This window comes from Nostoc sp., assembly GCF_036916985.1.
In the GTDB taxonomy this organism is placed as follows: domain Bacteria; phylum Cyanobacteriota; class Cyanobacteriia; order Cyanobacteriales; family Nostocaceae; genus Nostoc.
Window position 1 is genome coordinate 1 of sequence record NZ_JBALFD010000078.1, and the last position, 17,678, is coordinate 17,678.

A 17,678-nucleotide genomic window follows, 5' to 3' on the forward strand; every position below is an offset into this window, starting at 1 on the left:
GTTTTCCATCATAAATTTCAATTGATGATGTATCAAAAAATGTCTTATATCAAGCGATGTGAATTGATTTTTTATTGTTTGTGAGAAATTTGCGCCTGAGTATGTTTGCTCAGGTTACAGTTACAAAGCAGAACCTTTGCTCAGGTTATTGTTTCAAAATCTGTTTACAACTAATAACTCCCAACGCAATTAAAGCCTTTGGGCTGCTGAGTTGCTCAACTTCTGCTTTCAAAGTTGCTCACTTTTTCCTTACAGTGACAACGATGTAACTTAAAGCATAATGTGAGAGCTTGGGACATTGAGGCGATCGCCGACCTTATGGAGCGATTATTCCAGCTTGTAGTAAAAGCTGACGCTCCTCAACTCTGTCACGACGGTTTAACTGCAATAACCCAATCGTAACCCGACCTATGGGGCTTAAAGGCACAAATTCAGACCCACTCAGGCGAAAATGTTCATGCCAGATGTCTTGGCGAGGATGATACAAGGGTACGATTTTTCCGGTTTCTGGATCGACAGAGGCGAGATCACTTCCTTTGTGCTTATTGCATAGAGTACAGGATAGGGCTAAATTTTCCGCTTCAGTCCGTCCACTATGTTTTTCAGCAATGATGTGGTCAATCTCATGAGGCGCAAAGGTAGCGACATCAGGAATCAGACAATACTCACAACAAGCTTTTGCCCGTTCATAAACCTGTCTTCGGAGAGCTACAGGAATATAGGTTTTGCTCATTCTGCGTCAGCTTCTTTGATCTTCTTGAAGGCTCTAGCCTTAGCCATTCTGACAATATGCTCTAAATATTGATACCCCTGCCATTGCTGCTCTTCTGTTGCGGTTAAGCCTACCGTCCGATTTTTTTCTACCAGAGTGTTAATTTGAGCTTGCAGGGATTCAGAGGGACGCAGGGCAATAATGGCTTCAGCAGTGGGTAGGCTTGCCAGAAATTCTACGACTTCAGCCATACCTGAAAATCCTGACTGAGCGATCGCATTGAGTTCTCGTAACCCCAACTCTAGGATTTGAGGCAGTTTGTCTGCAAAGGGTTGAAGCTGATTGACAACTTCATCAGGTAAGTCAAATGTAACTTGCATAGACGTTTGCTTTTACTACAAGGATACACTTTCTGGATTTTAGCTGACAGAATATTCCACAATTGCGATGGCTACGCCGACCAAAGGTACGCGTAGCCATCGCAATTGTAATTAATCGTTTGGTTCTAAAAGCTTGCCCAGAGCTTCAACGGACTGCCGCCACCCGCTTTCCATGCCGCTAGCAACCATGCCGTCACGGTCTGACTGGCTCATTGCTGTGCTATGGGTACGAATCTCAGTTGTATGTTCGTCAATCGCTACAAACTCAGCTTTTTCCAGCATGACATGCCCACGTTCCGGCATCCCCAAGAATTCAAATGTCTGCACGATCCGTTTATCTAGAGCGACTTCATGAAAACAGCCAGTAAACTCATACTCGTGACCGTCTTCTGATTGTTCAGCAATGTGCCAACTGCCGCCGTCTTGACAATCGAAGTGATACACTTTCATTGGATTACCGCGACACCACCAATTAGCAAACAGTTCTTCTTTGGTATATGCTTCAAATACCCTTCCTAATGGAGCCTTGATTGTCACAGTACCCAGGATATTTTGTGAATTTTCTGGAACTGTTACTGTCAGATGTGCCATATTAGCCTCCTGCTACTTTGTTATCGATCTTCTAGTAGTTTTTCCAAAGCATCAAAGCGGGCACTCCAGATTTTTTCATACTCGCCCAGATACGCTGCGGCTACTTTGAGAGTTTTCGGCTGAATCTGAATAACTTTCTCCTTACCACTTCGACGCTTGGTAATCAGTCCGGCTTTCTCCAACACACTGATGTGCTTTGCGATCGCTGCAAAAGACATCGCATAGGGTTGTGCTAATTCGCCGATCGTATGTTCTGCTGTTGATACCCGAAAAAGAATGTCTCGCCGCGTCACATCAGCCAAAGCAGCAAAAATTTTATCAAGGGCTACATTTGATTCAACCATATAGTTGAATGATATCCAAAGATACAGATCGTGTCAAGTGACAACGCGGACAACTTTTACCTTCTGTCTTGGGCAAATTCTACCTGAAGTCACATACAATTTTGGGTGTTACTTCCACTGTGCTTCCAGGCGATCGCATAATTATTGTGAATAACCCTGAACTAAATAATTTACCTCCGATTAAACTTATTCCTCTGAACGCTGAAACAGCATCGCTGACTGGGCGCACGGCTAGTACAAGACCACCAACCGATATTCGGTGGGTAAAAGTTCTGGAATTTTTACGCAGCAACAATCTCGCACCTAACAGCCGCAAGCTTTACGAACGCGAACTCAAAAGGTTTTTGGCTTGGAGTGAGTTACATTATCATGAACTGCGTCCACGTCACCTTGCGCTATATAAAGAATATCTCCGTGATGAAATACTCACTGATGCAGGTAAACCACTTTCAAAAAGCAGCATCAATGCGGGAATTGCGGCACTCAAAAGCTTTTTCAAATGGATGTCTTACACATATCCTGAAATTATTGCTACTAATCCGACACTGGGGATAAAACTGGAAAAAGTGCCACTACCACCAGCCCAGAGTTTAACCCCAGAACAAATGGAACAGGTTTGGTCAGCGTTGGAATTCTTGGGAGAAACAAGGCAACGGGATACAGCACTCGTTCACATTCTTAGTCATGGACTCCGGGCTGGGGAAGTTGTGCAGTTAAATGTTGGCTCATTTGATGGCAAGCTGCTATTTTTACCAGACACCAAAACCAATAATCCTAGCGATGACCACATACCGCCAATTAAGCATCTGGGATGTATTAGATGAGTTGTCTGAATCTCCACCAACTTCTTCCCTTGATGCTATGTGGGATTGTTTGGATGCCGAGCTAGAAAAATTACCCTTGGAGGCACAGTTATTAACCGCAGCGCTTGCCTTCAGTCAAATTGCAGATATTCTCAAGTCTCGTGCCGAAGTGCTGTTGCAAGATACCCGCGATCGCAATAGTCTTTTGGGGCCTATTGTTAGCACCGATCTCTTTGCTGGTCTAGTGCGGACAACAATGCACCTAGATTTAGATGATTTGATTGAACCGCAAACACCACAAACCTTTAAACCACACGGCCCACACCAATTTTCATCTCCTACTGAGTTGTGTGATTCTGTAGTAGCACCTGTTGAAAAAGCGAATGTTTTGGCAATGCTCGATGAGATAACAACTTTAGAAGATGTTCGCAATTTGGCATCAGATGAGGATGTGGAAAAATGGCAGAGAGCGATCGCTAACCATCTGATAAATGTCAAAGATGAGATTTCTTTAGTTAAACTGCAACGTGTGTTGCAAATGCCGATGGTAGAAGTCTGGTTGGGATTATTGCTGGGTGGGTTTACACTAGAACAACGTGGTGATTTTTATCATAACCATAATATCTGGGTGAAAAGTTCAGAAACTATGACCAGTAATCCCCTTGGGCGCTGACTTTAGCTTAACCTCTCAAGTTTTAATATGAATAATACTTACCCAGTCTCCTCCTTCAGAGCCATTTCCGCTAAACCGCTCAGGAACACCAGGCCAGAGATTATTGCCGTCCAATGCTTGAATATTGTTAACTGTTAATTTCATATTATCTATTTTAATAATATAAATTTTACCCTCATTGAGTAAGCGCCATTTTAAATTTTCCTTTTCCGTCACTAAAATAGAATTTTTGGAAAGTAAAATTCCATTTTCTTGACACTGCTGACGCAATCTATCAGGAATAATACCTTTATTTAAATCTCCTTGTAAATCAAAATTTACATTATCAAATAATGGCTCTTCATTCATAATCCAGTCACCACGTAATAGTACAGTAAACTGATAGATATTACTTTGGTTAAATACGGCTTTTTGCGGCCAATCATCAGGTGTAATCAATCGGACTGCTTCAGTATAGCCATTGCTCTCATTTGTTAAAGCTTCAACTTCTGTAATTATATTGACATTGCGATCTAATACATCATTGCCAATTGCCCAACGGATAGATTTTGTTTCAACTTTTTTAACTTGAACTGGTTCAACTATCATTGGCAATATATAAAATACTTCGCCTCTAAATACATTGTCCGTATGAGCTAACACAGATACACTACTTTTATGCAAGCTATCAATACGGACTGGTTTTTTAAACTGAATTACTAGACCTAACTTAGTAAATAAATTTCTCAAATCCTGAGATTTTAAATTAAATAATTGATCCTCTGGAATATTGCTAGAATTTTCCTCTTGTTTTGAAATAGTAGCTTCCAAAACTTGATCGTGATGCCAACTAGCATTTATTATGCTGTTGAATTCTTTGATTATTTGTGTAGTGGTTTCTTTTTGAGGAATAGGTGGTGTAGAATTTTGCTGAGGCTCATATATTTGGGTATTATTGTCTTTTTTAATTTCAACTGGGATAGAATTCTCTTTCTTGCCAATTTTAGTTCGACAATCATGAACGATGACTTTATTAGGATTACCTAAAATTATCGCTAGAGGTGCATAATAATGGTTAGTACCATGTGGTGATTGAGGTTGAGGCTCTAGTTTTCCTTCTTCATTTTTTCGTTTGGGCCATTCCACATTGCCAGTAGCTGTCCGCACAGGAATTAGCCAATAATCACCTACCTGATAAAAGCTATTCTGAGTATCTGCTTGAAGTTGAATTTCGATTCCATCCTCAAGAGGAAACCATTTATGATTCACATCAGATAAATTTACTTTGACTTCTCCAGAGTCCCAACGGCGTAATAGAGGGTGCTTTTCTTTAAGAAATATTTTGCTCTTCCCATCACCTGAGAGAATTACTTGATTCTCAATATGATCCACTTGCTCAACTTTTAGGAGTTGACGATCGCTATTTTGAAGTATATAATCATCGTCGATAATTTCAACCCAATCACCCGATGATAAACTAGAATCTTTGTCCTTTCCTAAATATTCTAGATTTAATGCGATCGCAGAAGAATTCATCATAGTAGACGTCACAATCGGAAAAACAATTGAGCTATTCTCCCGCGACCAGACAAATGATAGTTTATTCTTATTATCATCAGGGGAAACTGTGAAAATTTCCGCCCGATAAAGATGGTTTTCAGTACCACGGAATTTGGAATTAAAGGGGATAATACATGGATCATTTATTCCTGAGCTAGGCTTTGTGACTCTGGCAATAATTTTGCCTTCTCCAGACTTCAATAGCTCTTGACCTAATACACTCCGAAAATATTCATGATCCTTGGTAACTTGCTTTGCGACCGTTTCAATATCTTGATTATCTTTTAATTGTTTGAGCTTGACTTGCCAAACTAACTTAGAGCGAGTTGCAGTATCGGCTCCCCCTAAAGCAACTTCACGAATATTAATTTTGAGATCATCATAATCTTCGATAGGGGTTATATGTCGTTCCCAAACATCAAGATAAGCAAGATATGTCGTTCCATTTAGTTGGACTTTACAAGGATCTATCGGTTCAGGTGTAAAATCTGGTTGCTGAAAATAAGATATAAACTCATCATTTTCACAAAGTATACCATTTACATAATAGTTGCCTTTGCTAATTAGATAGCCCTTGGATTGGAGCCGCTGCTTTAATTTCTGTTTTTCTTCCTCTTTGAGGTTGTTAATATTATTAATCTGCTCATCATTACCGATAAATTCAAAGCCACAATTCTCCTCTGGTCCACCTTGTAGTCCAAATACATCTTTGGCTAAAGTTTGCAGACGATTTAGTAAAATCGATGTTTGTTCGTTGAAGTCTGCATCTAGTTGCACTCGCCCTTGTTGCATAAGCACCCGCAGAAAGTGCTTGCTTTTATCGTAGGTATCACGAGTAAAATCACCTCTAAATTCTCCTTGCATAAAATCCTCTTAGGTAGCGTAAATAATGCCAATTTCAATATCAGCAGGTGTATATTCATCTAGACGGATGCGTAGGTTAGCCTCTCTTTGAGGCTGATATAAATTGTGAAAAGCACCCATCTCTGATTCGTCATCAGCGCCACGTTTGATTTCCTCAGCACAAGTTGAGGCTAACTGACAGTAGGTAGGGGTGCCATAACGTGTACTGTTGAATTGAGGTTGTACGGGATGTCTAGCATTTAGCTGTAGTTCAGTTTCTTGTCTAACCATCTGCTCAACTAAATCGGGTTGACAATTATACCGACGTGGTGTGCGTGAGTTGGGCATCACGTAGCAGAAACGGATGCAACCTTGTTGGCGACGAGCAACGAATATAATGCCGTTAAAAATACTGTTTTCTGCTAAATCAATTGCGTGTACTTGAATCTGACCAAAGACTGTGCAACGGGCAATAGTCAACCGTGCATGAGCTATGGAGTAACCTGCTGCACCGATCGCTTCACCTTCAATACTGGTAGCATCTATAATGCTATCGCTAATATGTATGGGTAAAGGGTCAGTCTCTACCTCATTTTGATTGACCTGAATCGAGCCAAGAATACTGTGTGCGATCGTTACGCACGCATTGATATTAAATAACTCCAAACTAGGTTCGGTGGAACGTCGGGGTTGGCAGTCGCAATGTAATGACCAACCCGGCACTAATGTAGAATGACGGATAATAATCGCAGCTGGATTTTGAACAACAGAGGTAGGATAATCTGCAAATTGACTGGGATTACCTTCTATATGTAGTCCCCGACCAATAATCAACAAGCCATCGAGAACAAAGCAACTTCCTGACTCTACAGTGACATTTAAAGCATCACCGAAAGCAGTTCTCCAGTCTAGAATGCGTATCACTGGACGCTTGTGGTTAGCTGCACGTAATTGCAGACTTTGATTTTTTTCCAGTTCAATATTAATTCGTTCAACATAAACACCACTATCGGTAATTTCAATTACAGCATCATGGGGTTTGTCTCGTTGCCACTGTGAGATTGCCTCGCTAATAGTTTGATAACACTCTTGTGAGGTTTGACTGACGCTGTAATAAGCATAATGCTTTCTGATTTGAGATGGAAAAGCTTCTTCTAATAGCAAACGATTGCACCGAATCAGTTCTTTACCTTGGAGATTTTGCTGAACTAAACTTTTAGTTTTTGCACTCAAGGTGATAGATGCAAAACGTTGTTCCTCATAAAGGCTTTCACCCAAAAGTAGTTGATTTAGCTCTGGGAGTAAAGCTGTAATTAAAGCTGGTTCGGGAGGAGGGCTGGTGTAGGCATCCAGAAGCCTTTGGGTAGTGGGGGAAAATTGCAAGCGCAAAAACTCAGATAATGCAGAAGCATCTTGTTGTGAGCTAAAAATTGCTGGCTCTTGAATATCACCAACATCAAATAAAAAATGTGCCGCAGAATCTAACAAAGTTCGGTCATATTCGCCACCACCAATATCGGCACTGAAACCATAATGATAATAAACCCAAACACCATTTTTTGGTAACTGGCGTATCGGAAAAATCATCCGTCCTAATTCTGGGTCAACTGCTATGTGGTCTTGCTCTGGTTGATAATTCCAATCACTGAGATCAGCGATAATAATTTTATCTGGAGAGACTGGATGCGGTTTTGAGTCAACACCTTTCCAGATTGACAAACTTTTGGTAAAACTTTCTGGATTTGGATTTGAGTCATAATAATCCTTCTTATTTTCTTGTAAAACTTGCCGTTGAATGGGAATAGGTAAATTTAATTCATGAGCAATTTGTGTTGCATCTTTGGATAAATGCGGACGAGTATAGAGCGGAATGTCGTTACCCGTAATACTGAAGGTATAGCAGTTAGAGTTAACTTCTTCCAAACAAAAAGCTGGTGCAAGAGTCACCGAATAAGCTTTTAATCGCCAAACAAAAAGACCAACATTTTGAATGTTGTATTTTCCAGGTTGATGCTGTGAACTAATCTGGTGGATATCTACTGTATGAGCTAATTCATCAAATGGGCTATTTAACTTTGCAACTGCATCGACCTGACGCAGATTTACTGTTGTTGAGCTTGACGAATGTAGGTGATTGATATGCTGTGTTTTGCTAAGTAGCTGATGAAATTCTACAACTCGTGCCGGCCAGCCAGCTACTTTATCAGCCAGCACCTCTAACAAAGCTAATGTTCCCTTGCGTCGTCGGTAGCGAATAGTATTGGCAACTTCACGACGGGGGATTAAAATCTTATTGTTTTGCTGTGTCTCATCAGCAAGAGCATTTGTCAACTCACCAGAACTGTGAACGCTTTGATAACCAATTAAATCACCAATATATGGTACTACCCAATCCTGACAAGTTTCAATAAACCAATTTTCGTAGAGTTGAGTAATATCAGCTTCAACAACATCTACCTGTTCAGCAATTACACGTAATAAATCTCGCAGCGAATAGCCTTGTTCTGCATCACGTATGCGATAAACAACTGGCAAAAGTTCATAAAGGCGGTCTGGGGAATTGTTCATGATTTCAACTCCTTCAGAATTAGTGTGTCTGGCACTTTCGGGCTAAGAATAGCTAATTGAGCAGGAATAAGCTGGTTAGCTATTGAATCAAAATTAGCCAAGTTTACAGGAATCCATTGTTTTGGTTGTCCATTTCTACGAGTCATGCCCAGTTTTCCCAGTTCTTGAAGTTTTATATTTAAACTGTCTGGATTTTGGGCTTCAGTTTCAGAAACACTATCCAAAATATCCACATCCACGTAATTTACCCCAGGTACTTGTTGAATCGTGGTGATAACTTTGCTAAGGACAACATCTTGTCCTAATTCCTGATGTTCAAAGCTAAATTTATCGAACAAAGCAGTCCGAATTGTCAGTGCTACAGATGCCCATTGATAATTTGCTAAAATCCGCACATTGGCACTGATAATTAACAGCATCAGTTCCCGTATCTCTACTTTTAGTGGTTGATAGGGGTCGCCAAACTGGTATAATGCTTGCACGAAGCTGCGGTATAAATCTGAATTTCTATCAATATGGATATCATCAGCCCCAGCGATCGTTATATGCACAATTTGACGCGAACCATTTGAAAGACGTTGAGCATTCGCTTTGCCAATTCCGGTAAAGGTAAGGGCAAAATTCGCATAGTCTGGGACGGAAACTGCACGGTTGAGAGATATCACCTCAAGAGGTGCATTGCGGCGGATTTCATCATGGCTTTCGGGATCTGCGCCTCCTGTTGCTGCTATTGGATTGAGTACACCACTCAAACCTAAAGGTTGCATTGTTAGTTGCGTGATTTTTTTTGCTGCAACATTACCTGCTTGACCAATGCCAGTGCGGTATATTACTTTGACATTTTCAGTACCACTAGGCAACCTAGCCCCATGTTTACCATTGCCAAAGATAATAGTTGTGCTGTGATGACTATCTGTTTGGGTGACATAAGCATAGTCTGTTGGACTTAACTGGATCAAATTTTCCACTTCTTGCCAACGGACATCATTAACATACACTTCCAAGGTGCTAGCAATGCCACTAGGGATAGGTGCTGGTAGATAGGTTAGGGGCGGTTGTGAGAGTGTAAATTGTTGATTTGCTTTAGTACCGTCGCCACTTCCCAGTACTTCAGTACGTGTCTCGCCATGAGTGGCTTTGACTACGTTGCCATAGATAGTAACAGTCTCTGGCTTGTAAGAATAAGCTAAAGGTCTGGCAAATTTTAGGAATGTATGGGGTTTGTCATCGGGCAAATTCTGATTAATATCCTGTCTGACTCTGCACAGCATGACAACTTCGCTAGTCCACACATCGTTGACATCGGATATATCACTGCGTTCACCTGAGATAATCAACCAGCGTCCAGGTTGTAAACCTTCGTAGAGATTGTCTAGTTCAATTTCATTGTCTAGTTCAATTTTCACCTGTTCAGCTAGAGAATCTTGACTACTTGGTACATCTTTCAGGTCAATTGGTTTTTCTACCAAATTTAAATCACTCTTGAGATACACTGTGGTTTTACGCATCACATCTAAAGATGTATCCTGTTCTTTTAACCAAGGTTTATCTAAAGTAAGTTGTGTAATTCTTGCTACTATGTTATATGCAATTTTAGAGATATTTTCAACTTTTATTACTTGATAAACACTAATTTCACTATCATCTACACGTTCTATTGCTAGCCAACTGCCAGGTACAATCTCATCATATTGGGTATCTAATGCTAAAATATTTCGTAATTCTGCTGGTAGTGTGCTGGAAACGTTTGTTTGATTGGTGGAACTTAATATTGGCTGATGTACGCCTGCAATTTGCCATTCTTCGTATTGATCAGAAACTTGCTTTAAAGGTACGTCATTTCCGAAAGGTGCAGCTTTTATACCTAGACTTTCAATTCGCTTTAACTGATTAGAAGAATTAACTTTATCCCTGGTTAGAATCTGATGTATTGCTGTGTTGAAACCAGGGTTTAGGGTATTAATTAATTGTGAATTAATCTCATTTTTTTCAGGAGCGAAGATTTGTTGGTTTGTCCGCTCCATTTCCAGAGCATTCGCAGGTTGTATAGATGGCGGTTTGATTACTTGTTTTATTCTTTGTTCTCTTATATTTGCTGACGAACCATCAACAATTAATTGTTGTGGAACTTTTGGTGGTACTTGGAATGTAACTTTTGTACGGTTTTCATCTGGTTGAGGTTCAATAATCTGAACTCTACGCAAAACTTGTTCAGCTTCAGTATCACCAAAAATTAGTAAAAGTGGATCGTTAGGTTTAAGATTCGTGTTTACACCATCTAAATAAAGCTGATTAAGGGTGGCGGCTGTTGTTAAACTAACTTGCAGCGCTTTGCCGATTCGGGGTTTGATTTGATTCAAATGGGCATAGGCTTGCAGTTTTTGTGATGTTTCAAAAAATTCCGGCGATTCACCGGAATCAGGTAAACTCTGGCTACTCAAACCAGCAGGAATTTCCAAGTTGTAACCATCTTCTATGGTAAAAGCTAAATAAACGCTGGCGCTGACACCGGGACTATGTGCATAGTCTACTAATCGAGCTAATTCCATTAGGGAACGCCGCTCAATGGCAGTGCGTAAATAACCCTCGTTGGCTATGCGTTCTTGATAAAATGTCAGAACATCTGCTACAGTAGCCCAAGCATCTAGCAGAGCCAAAGATGGGTCTTGAGGGTCACGGGTTTTCAGATGTTTGAGTGAGGGAAACTTGCTGTCACCCAGACGCGCTTTCATGGTTTCTAAAAAGCTGGCATGGGTTCCAACTCGATAAGCTAGGGTATACAAATTAGATTGATTTGCTACCGATTTTGGAGTCAGAATTTCGACCCCTTCACAGCAACCACAGCTAGATTTATCGCTTGGTTTATAATTAGAGTGACAGTTACAGCTACAAGTTAATTTCATCTACCACCTCGCAAATCGAGTGTGAATTTACCGTGTTCGGGAAAGTTGGGGTTGTTGTCAAGTCGGGCAATTTCCCAAGAACCAATGGGTAAAAAACCTGCTTCAATCTCGTGATTGTCACCTTCAAAAAGACGTTCTAACTTTGTAACAGAGACACTTTCTATACCTGGAACAGCATAAGCGATCGCAACTATTTGACTTAGAGCAATACCTTGTCCAAAAGTCAAGTTATCGGGATGGAAAAAACCACGCCGGCCATCAGGTAAAGTTCGGTTACTGAAAATATGCAGCAAAGCAGTTTTGACATGACCGCGTAAATAGTCAGATTTGACATGAACTGTCATAGCGATATCCAAAGAGATGTATGCTGCTCGTTGAACGATGACATCATGACCAATGCGGCGATAATTTTCTAGGTCTGCGACAATATTTGGTAGTAATTTGTCGGCTGCGGCTTCTCGGTTGAAGGGATCTACTGCCACCCAGACTTCATACGAGCAGCCTGTCCAGCGTAAGGTAGCCGCTGCTCGTTGCACTTTTGTCGAGAAATGTTCCATCACCAATTGTGCGTAGTCATCAGCAGTAATGGCACGTTCTAATTTTTCGTGAGATAGGTGCGGTGCATATAATTTTACGTGAGATAGAGATTCGGGTGCTGTTCCACTTTTAGCGGCGAACGGCTGGTGTGGCTGCAATGTCGAACCACTATTAAAAATATTGTGAAAAACAATATAAGAAATCGCTTCAGCACCAATATTACCTACAAGTCCGTTACCTACTCGGTAAGTTGCCTGGAAGTGAGTATTGGCTTCTGGTCTGATTCCTAATTCACCGTCCCCAAAGCGCAAGTTTGCTTGTCCGTCATTGTCCATTTCCACAACAAAATGTTGATCTTCGCTGTTGCTATCTATAAGGTCGTACTGGGGAGTCCAAGTAGAATTATTTAGTTGGATATAGGGTTTTGCTTGATGGGGATCTTGAATTAGCAAACTCTTAGCAGAGTCTTGGGTCAGATTTTTTATCGAAAGAGGTTGGCTGAAAGTTAAAGGCGTTTTTTGCAATCGTGGACGGAAGCGATCGCTTTTAACTAAAATTTCTACAGATTCGCCTTCCTCTTGGCACTGTTGGATCACCTCTTTTCCCGGTACAGTTCCCAAATCTTCCCGATCAATAGTGCGACCATGATCCACTAGAATCACATTACCTCTGGCAACACTAATATCAGCTAGCTGACACTCTGGTGGTACTATTGCGGAAATACAAAGGGGAAAAGGTAACGCATCCTCTTCTGTCCATTCGATTTCTACAATTGGCTGATTGTAAAGTTCGTCTACAATTGCCTTGACATTTGTCAGGCGTACTGCGTGGCGATTATTCATATCAGCATCTTCTGAGATGCCTGTTTTGGGGCCTTTAATTTCTTCAAAAATCAGAATGTCACCAATTTTCAGGTGCAGTTTTCGCTGGTGTTCAAGAACTGGGGAATTTGCGTTCTCTGATTGTGTGGGATGTATAAACTCATCTAATAATGTAGCGGTTGTAGAACCACGGGAAAGACAGCAGGAGCGATCGCCCCAAGTATAAAATAGGATTTGGTTGTGAGCTATATAAAGATGTATCGGTAGGGGCGTTAGCGGTTCAAAGACTTGATAACTACTAAGACGAACATCATCTAAGTCACGATTATCTTCTAGGATAGTGCCAAGACGAGGCGCATTTTTATAACGATTAATAAAGTAAAAATTTTTTTCTTTTAGGGAAATATCAACACTTGTCTCCAGCCACAACCAAGTACGTGCATTACAGCCCTCATGCATGGGATAATCGATTAGACGGGCATGACGGCGAACAGAAATCCGTTGGCGGGCAGTTTCTAGATAAGCTTCGGTGGCTACAGCGTCCTGATAATAGCTGAGATAATCGCCAACATAAGCGAGAACTTCCACTAGAGTAATACCCAAATCGGGAGCATGGCGTTCTTCCCAATCCGGCATCACCAGGGATAGGCGGTCTAAAATCAAGTGGCGAAAACTTGCATAATCCTTAGCGAGATAGTTGATAGCTGGTTCAACTAGTTGCTGTGGGGGACAAGTTTGCTCTTGCAAGCAATCTATGTCGCTGTGACAGTTAATATCTCGGAATTGAAATTGGACTTGGGAGTAGCGCGGGTCAAAATTGGGATATGGTTGATTTGTGGGTTTGCCATGTTCATCCAATGACACCAAGCGCAAAGTGTAGAGGGAAAAATCGCCTAGTTGGTTAAGATTAACTATTAAGTAACCCTCATAATTTTGGGAACTTTCTACCTCTAAACTAGTTACATGAAGATTGCGGATGCGTTGACCACCTTCAATACGTAGATTTTCTTTTCTTAAGTCTTCTGGTACTGAACCTAAAAAGTAGACATATAGCGATCGCAAATCATCGCTAACTTCTACATAATCTAACCCGTTTTTTCTTTGCCTGCGGATTTCTAAGCGGCGCTGTTCATTTTGGCAAATGGAGGTGTGGCTGTTCATGGCATCGTCGTCCTAAAAGTAGCTGTTTGTGACTCACCACTGCTTTGCACAAAATACTCCACCACTATATAAAGGCTAGCATCAACGCTAGTTACTTCCAGCGTTTGCAGATCGATTAAATCACTCAACCAATGCTCAATAGATGCTTGAATAGTAATTTGCATAGCTGTTGCTAATTCCGGGCTATTGGGTGCAAAAATCAAAGACAATACACCACAGCCAAAATCTGGGCGGTTGACTCGTTCGCCGGGAGTAGTAAACAGTAGTTGTTCAATTAAGTCGCGGATATGGCTTGCATCGCTGGTACTGGCAGTGCGATGGTATCTGTCAAAGTGGAAAGGAAAATCGATGTTGATGACATTCCTGTGCCTGGGCAGATTTACGAGATATTCTGGCATCAAGTTACCTCCAAATCAATGCCGTTAATCGATACTGTCCTACGATTCAGCTTCACAGTGGCACTCTTTCCATTGTCGATTTCAATTACCGAACCATTTAGCTTCACAGTGGCACCCTCTCCATTGCTGATTTCAATTCCCGAAGCATCCATTACTATATGTATAGTTTTCCTTTTGATTTTGGCTTCAATCGTGATGCTTTCCTTACCTGATTTATCGTTGATCTCAATCTTGCCGATATCGGTTTTAAGTACCTTAATGTCGGGGTCATAAGGAGTAGCTGGTACTATATCTGGGACAACCTTTTCATCTGCCCAAAAGCAGCCACTCCAAATAGGGTAATCTGGATCTCCGTTTTCAAATTCAATCCATACTAAAGCACCTTTGGGTGGCATGAGAAATAAGCCAACTCCTTTACCTGCATAGGGAACGCAAGGTAATGCCCAACCGCTAGGCTTATTGCCAAAAATTTCTTCAACTTTTGCCTGGATACGACCGATTTTCCACGGGTCGTTATTGTCAGATACTACGCCTCGGTATTTGCCATAAAAAGAAGGTCTTTGTTGATTTATACTTCCACAAGTAGCAAGTTCTTGTTGGTTCATATTTCTAACCTCTGAACTGTTGAACCTTGTCCTTCCCGTATCAAGGTGAAACTTTGTTTATATTCACCACGTTTGATGCGATGCGTTACCTGTTTGACGTAGTAATAACCGCCGTAACTTTTCCCCACCCCCCTTACCCCCACCAATTGACGGACTTCCAAAACATAACCGTAGCGAACAGTATCTACTTCCCCAGTAGCAGTTACGGCATTTTCCCGCGAACGGCTAGCAAATGATTCTGTTTCCTTTTCGGCTAGGATTTTTTCGAGTTTGTTGGTGCAGCGTAGCACTTCTGTCCGTAAGGATTTAGCAGGCTTGCTGGCTAAGGCTTGACCGGGCGATTTAGGAACCCGAATCGAAATTGATGCCCCACTTTTTTCATCGGAAATTGATGCTTCAGGTTTAATAGCTTGCAGAGCATTAAAATTGAAATTTATAGGCGAGTCTACATTAGTAAATGCGCCCATATTCATTGACAATGCTGGTTGATAAGGAGTAATTTTCTGTTTTTCTTCACCCCAATAAGCAATATTTCTACCAGGAGTTTTATCGGGTTTGATTTCAAAAATAAAACTATTACGTAGAGCTAATTTCTGAATAAATTGTAAGTCTGTACTTTGCTGTGTGGTAATTTGTTCTTCTTTTTTTTGTGTAAAATAGCTGGTATTTTTTACGTCAGTTTTCAGCCCATATTTGCTATAAGCTTTTAATAATTTAGTAACAATTGTAGAATCAGATGAGTTGAGGTAAGTTTCGTTTTTGTCTTCGAGGTCGAGCATAACGCTGATATCTTCCCCAGTAATTATGAGTTTTGATTCACCTGGTTTATTATTGGGTATAACTTGATGATTAGTAATAATGCCGTCAATTAATATAGGTTGTTGCAGACTGCGAGTTACACCGACTTTTACATTAACTATGACCTGAATGATAATTCGGTTGGGAGGGTTTAAAATGCCTTCTTGTAGTAACCAATAATCTGAAGGTTTTTTTAATTCTTTACTAAGACTAAAGGTCATTTGAAAAGCACTGCGATCGCGATCTTGCTGAGTCACTTCTAAGTCAATCAGCGCGTCCACTACTTCATAAGGAGCGGGTTTTGGTAAAAGAGGGCGACCAATCATGAGTTTTATGCGAATATCGGAGTCAGGCATAAGTTAACTTTTTAGGTGAGAGGAATACGCAGTCGCCGACCAATTTGGGCAGTCAATTCATCAGGGTGCAGGGCGTTGTTGGCATCGCATAAATGCCAGAAAAGTTCCGGGTTATTAAGATAATTTGCAGTGATATTATCTAGGCGATCGCCTTCGCTGACTAGATGTTCTTCAATAATTTCAAACCTTTGTGATGATGGTAAAAATCTGCGCCGGAGATAACCGATAGTTTGATTTGATGCTGTTTGCCAGGTAGCAATTTCTACATCGTGGTAACGGCTACTTATAGGAAACATTTTACTCCTTTTTAGGTTACAAATAAAATTTTATTTGACTTAGTGATGATTGAGAAACTTGTATATTAAAAAAGCAATGATCGTAAATAGGCAAATTCATAAAAAAGAGGCAACTGTCTTGATAGCAGTTAGTCCCAAATTTATCTTAGCGAAAACCTCTTTTTGTTTCTGATAAACCCTGAATAAACTGCTGCCTTTATGATCAAATCTCAAATCATTTGTGCTTAATACTTGCATACCTAAATTGACTTTGGCACGAATGGGATTTAGCCTGGGGTCAAATGCTTCTTCGGTAATGCTCAACTCAGATAGGCGTACTGGCATAACACGATTTTTGCCCCATATAAATACAGTTAGATCAGCCTCAATCGGTAATATTTCTAAAATACCTGTACGGGCGAGTTTATTGTTTTTTTGGATCTGGCTGCTTTTAGGATAGATAAGGGTTTCTAGGGCTGCTAATTGGGGGTATATACCACTTAACACCGTTACTGGGTTTTTTGCGGGAAACTCTAATTGGTCTGTAGCATCAATTTCAGCCTCTAGTTGAATTGTCTCCATCGGTGGTGCAACTAGACGCAAAGCTTCTAAGCGATCGCCTCCTTCTGAACCGGCACCTCGTACCTGTAAAGTGCGTCTGAGTGTTTCGGGATTGTATTGCAATACAATCACTCCTTTGGGGAAAAAGGTGACAGCATCAAGGATGGCGATCGTTCCTTTTAATAAGCGTGGCGCACCGGGAAAGCTGGACATAAAATTATTCCTAAATCATTTGTGTTTTCTGGTACTAATACCAATTCTTTAAAATTCAACAACAGATTCAAACCCTGAAAATTTCACATTTATTAATTACGAATTACGAATTATAAAGCATTGCGTTTCTAATAACTTTTTCAAGTACCTTTTACCTTCATATTTGTAGTAGTAAAAAATCCCGTGCCAATATATACGGGAATTGGGTCTGGTATCGGTGGCGATACTGGTGTTGGCGGTACTTGGGCTGGCACGATAACTTGAAATTTCGCCGTGAAGATACTACCTTTGAGCAATACTGCTTTTCGCCTAGATTTAACTCTTCTGGCTCTTTGATTGATGGCTAAAGATTGAATAGAAAGTATTCCTGTACCGGGAGTGACATTCGGCGGACTCGTATAAGAACAACCAGGAACCAAAACTTTTTTATCGTCACCATCAATGCAAATAGTCTTTTTATTAACTGTTGCTCTGCCAGTACCAGTTAAGATGCCAGGACGTACTACAACTATTGCTTTTCCAAAGGTGGGGTTGAATATGACGCGATCGCCAGTAATCAGAATAAAGTCAGGCATTTGTTTATTTGTGAGAAAATTA

Annotated in this window: 15 protein-coding genes and 1 pseudogene; 2 read left to right on the plus strand and 14 right to left on the minus strand. The window is 40.8% G+C overall.

The window, feature by feature from the left end; translation table 11 throughout:
• Positions 1-316: 316 nt before the first annotated feature.
• The 4 genes from V7L07_RS24960 to V7L07_RS24975 form a co-directional block, all read right to left on the minus strand.
• Positions 317-733: an HNH endonuclease gene (locus V7L07_RS24960; protein ID WP_322734177.1), complete on the minus strand. Its 417-nt coding sequence runs from the start codon at positions 731-733 to the stop codon at positions 317-319.
• Entirely contained in the window at positions 730-1,092 is a 363-nt protein-coding gene (locus tag V7L07_RS24965) for a hypothetical protein (RefSeq protein ID WP_194144647.1), read from the minus strand. Before V7L07_RS24965 ends, V7L07_RS24960 begins: the two co-directional genes overlap by 4 nt.
• A 111-nt stretch (positions 1,093-1,203) precedes the next feature.
• Complete coding sequence (locus tag V7L07_RS24970) at positions 1,204-1,683, minus strand: SRPBCC domain-containing protein (protein ID WP_335061507.1); 480 nt, start codon at positions 1,681-1,683, stop codon at positions 1,204-1,206.
• Between the two features lie 20 nt (positions 1,684-1,703).
• Positions 1,704-2,027, minus strand: a complete 324-nt coding sequence (locus tag V7L07_RS24975) for an ArsR/SmtB family transcription factor (RefSeq protein ID WP_335061508.1) — start codon at positions 2,025-2,027, stop codon at positions 1,704-1,706.
• A gap of 143 nt (positions 2,028-2,170) precedes the next feature.
• On the opposite strand from V7L07_RS24975, the pseudogene V7L07_RS24980 reads away from it, so the two are divergent.
• Together V7L07_RS24980 and V7L07_RS24985 are read left to right on the plus strand one after the other, a co-directional pair.
• Positions 2,171-2,803: pseudogene (locus tag V7L07_RS24980) on the plus strand (tyrosine-type recombinase/integrase); the annotation flags it as partial.
• 4 nt (positions 2,804-2,807) lie between these two features.
• Positions 2,808-3,503, plus strand: coding sequence for a hypothetical protein (locus tag V7L07_RS24985; RefSeq protein ID WP_335061509.1), 696 nt, complete (start codon positions 2,808-2,810; stop codon positions 3,501-3,503).
• Between the two features lie 15 nt (positions 3,504-3,518).
• Here V7L07_RS24985 and V7L07_RS24990 read toward each other — a convergent pair whose 3' ends face one another.
• The 10 genes from V7L07_RS24990 to V7L07_RS25035 all read right to left on the minus strand — a co-directional run bounded on the left by V7L07_RS24990 (position 3,519) and on the right by V7L07_RS25035 (position 17,656).
• The gene (locus tag V7L07_RS24990; protein WP_335061510.1) at positions 3,519-5,906 is read right to left on the minus strand and encodes a DUF6519 domain-containing protein; all 2,388 of its coding nucleotides are present in this window, start codon (positions 5,904-5,906) and stop codon (positions 3,519-3,521) included.
• Positions 5,907-5,915: 9 nt separating this feature from the next.
• Positions 5,916-8,453 (minus strand): hypothetical protein, encoded by a 2,538-nt coding sequence (locus V7L07_RS24995; RefSeq protein WP_335061511.1) that lies wholly within the window; start codon positions 8,451-8,453, stop codon positions 5,916-5,918.
• Positions 8,450-11,356: a putative baseplate assembly protein gene (locus V7L07_RS25000; RefSeq protein WP_335061512.1), complete on the minus strand. Its 2,907-nt coding sequence runs from the start codon at positions 11,354-11,356 to the stop codon at positions 8,450-8,452. Before V7L07_RS25000 ends, V7L07_RS24995 begins: the two co-directional genes overlap by 4 nt.
• Complete coding sequence (locus V7L07_RS25005) at positions 11,353-13,875, minus strand: putative baseplate assembly protein (protein WP_335061513.1); 2,523 nt, start codon at positions 13,873-13,875, stop codon at positions 11,353-11,355. Before V7L07_RS25005 ends, V7L07_RS25000 begins: the two co-directional genes overlap by 4 nt.
• Positions 13,872-14,273, minus strand: coding sequence for a GPW/gp25 family protein (locus V7L07_RS25010; protein ID WP_335061514.1), 402 nt, complete (start codon positions 14,271-14,273; stop codon positions 13,872-13,874). Before V7L07_RS25010 ends, V7L07_RS25005 begins: the two co-directional genes overlap by 4 nt.
• Positions 14,273-14,878, minus strand: coding sequence for a phage baseplate assembly protein V (locus tag V7L07_RS25015; RefSeq protein ID WP_335061515.1), 606 nt, complete (start codon positions 14,876-14,878; stop codon positions 14,273-14,275). Before V7L07_RS25015 ends, V7L07_RS25010 begins: the two co-directional genes overlap by 1 nt.
• Positions 14,875-16,032: a hypothetical protein gene (locus V7L07_RS25020; RefSeq protein WP_335061516.1), complete on the minus strand. Its 1,158-nt coding sequence runs from the start codon at positions 16,030-16,032 to the stop codon at positions 14,875-14,877. The genes V7L07_RS25015 and V7L07_RS25020 overlap by 4 nt, the downstream gene beginning before the upstream one ends.
• A gap of 11 nt (positions 16,033-16,043) precedes the next feature.
• Positions 16,044-16,328, minus strand: coding sequence for a LysM domain-containing protein (locus tag V7L07_RS25025; protein WP_335061517.1), 285 nt, complete (start codon positions 16,326-16,328; stop codon positions 16,044-16,046).
• A gap of 96 nt (positions 16,329-16,424) precedes the next feature.
• Complete coding sequence (locus V7L07_RS25030) at positions 16,425-17,081, minus strand: hypothetical protein (RefSeq protein WP_335061518.1); 657 nt, start codon at positions 17,079-17,081, stop codon at positions 16,425-16,427.
• A 140-nt stretch (positions 17,082-17,221) separates the two neighbouring features.
• Positions 17,222-17,656, minus strand: a complete 435-nt coding sequence (locus V7L07_RS25035; RefSeq protein WP_335061519.1) for a hypothetical protein — start codon at positions 17,654-17,656, stop codon at positions 17,222-17,224.
• Positions 17,657-17,678 lie beyond the last annotated feature (22 nt).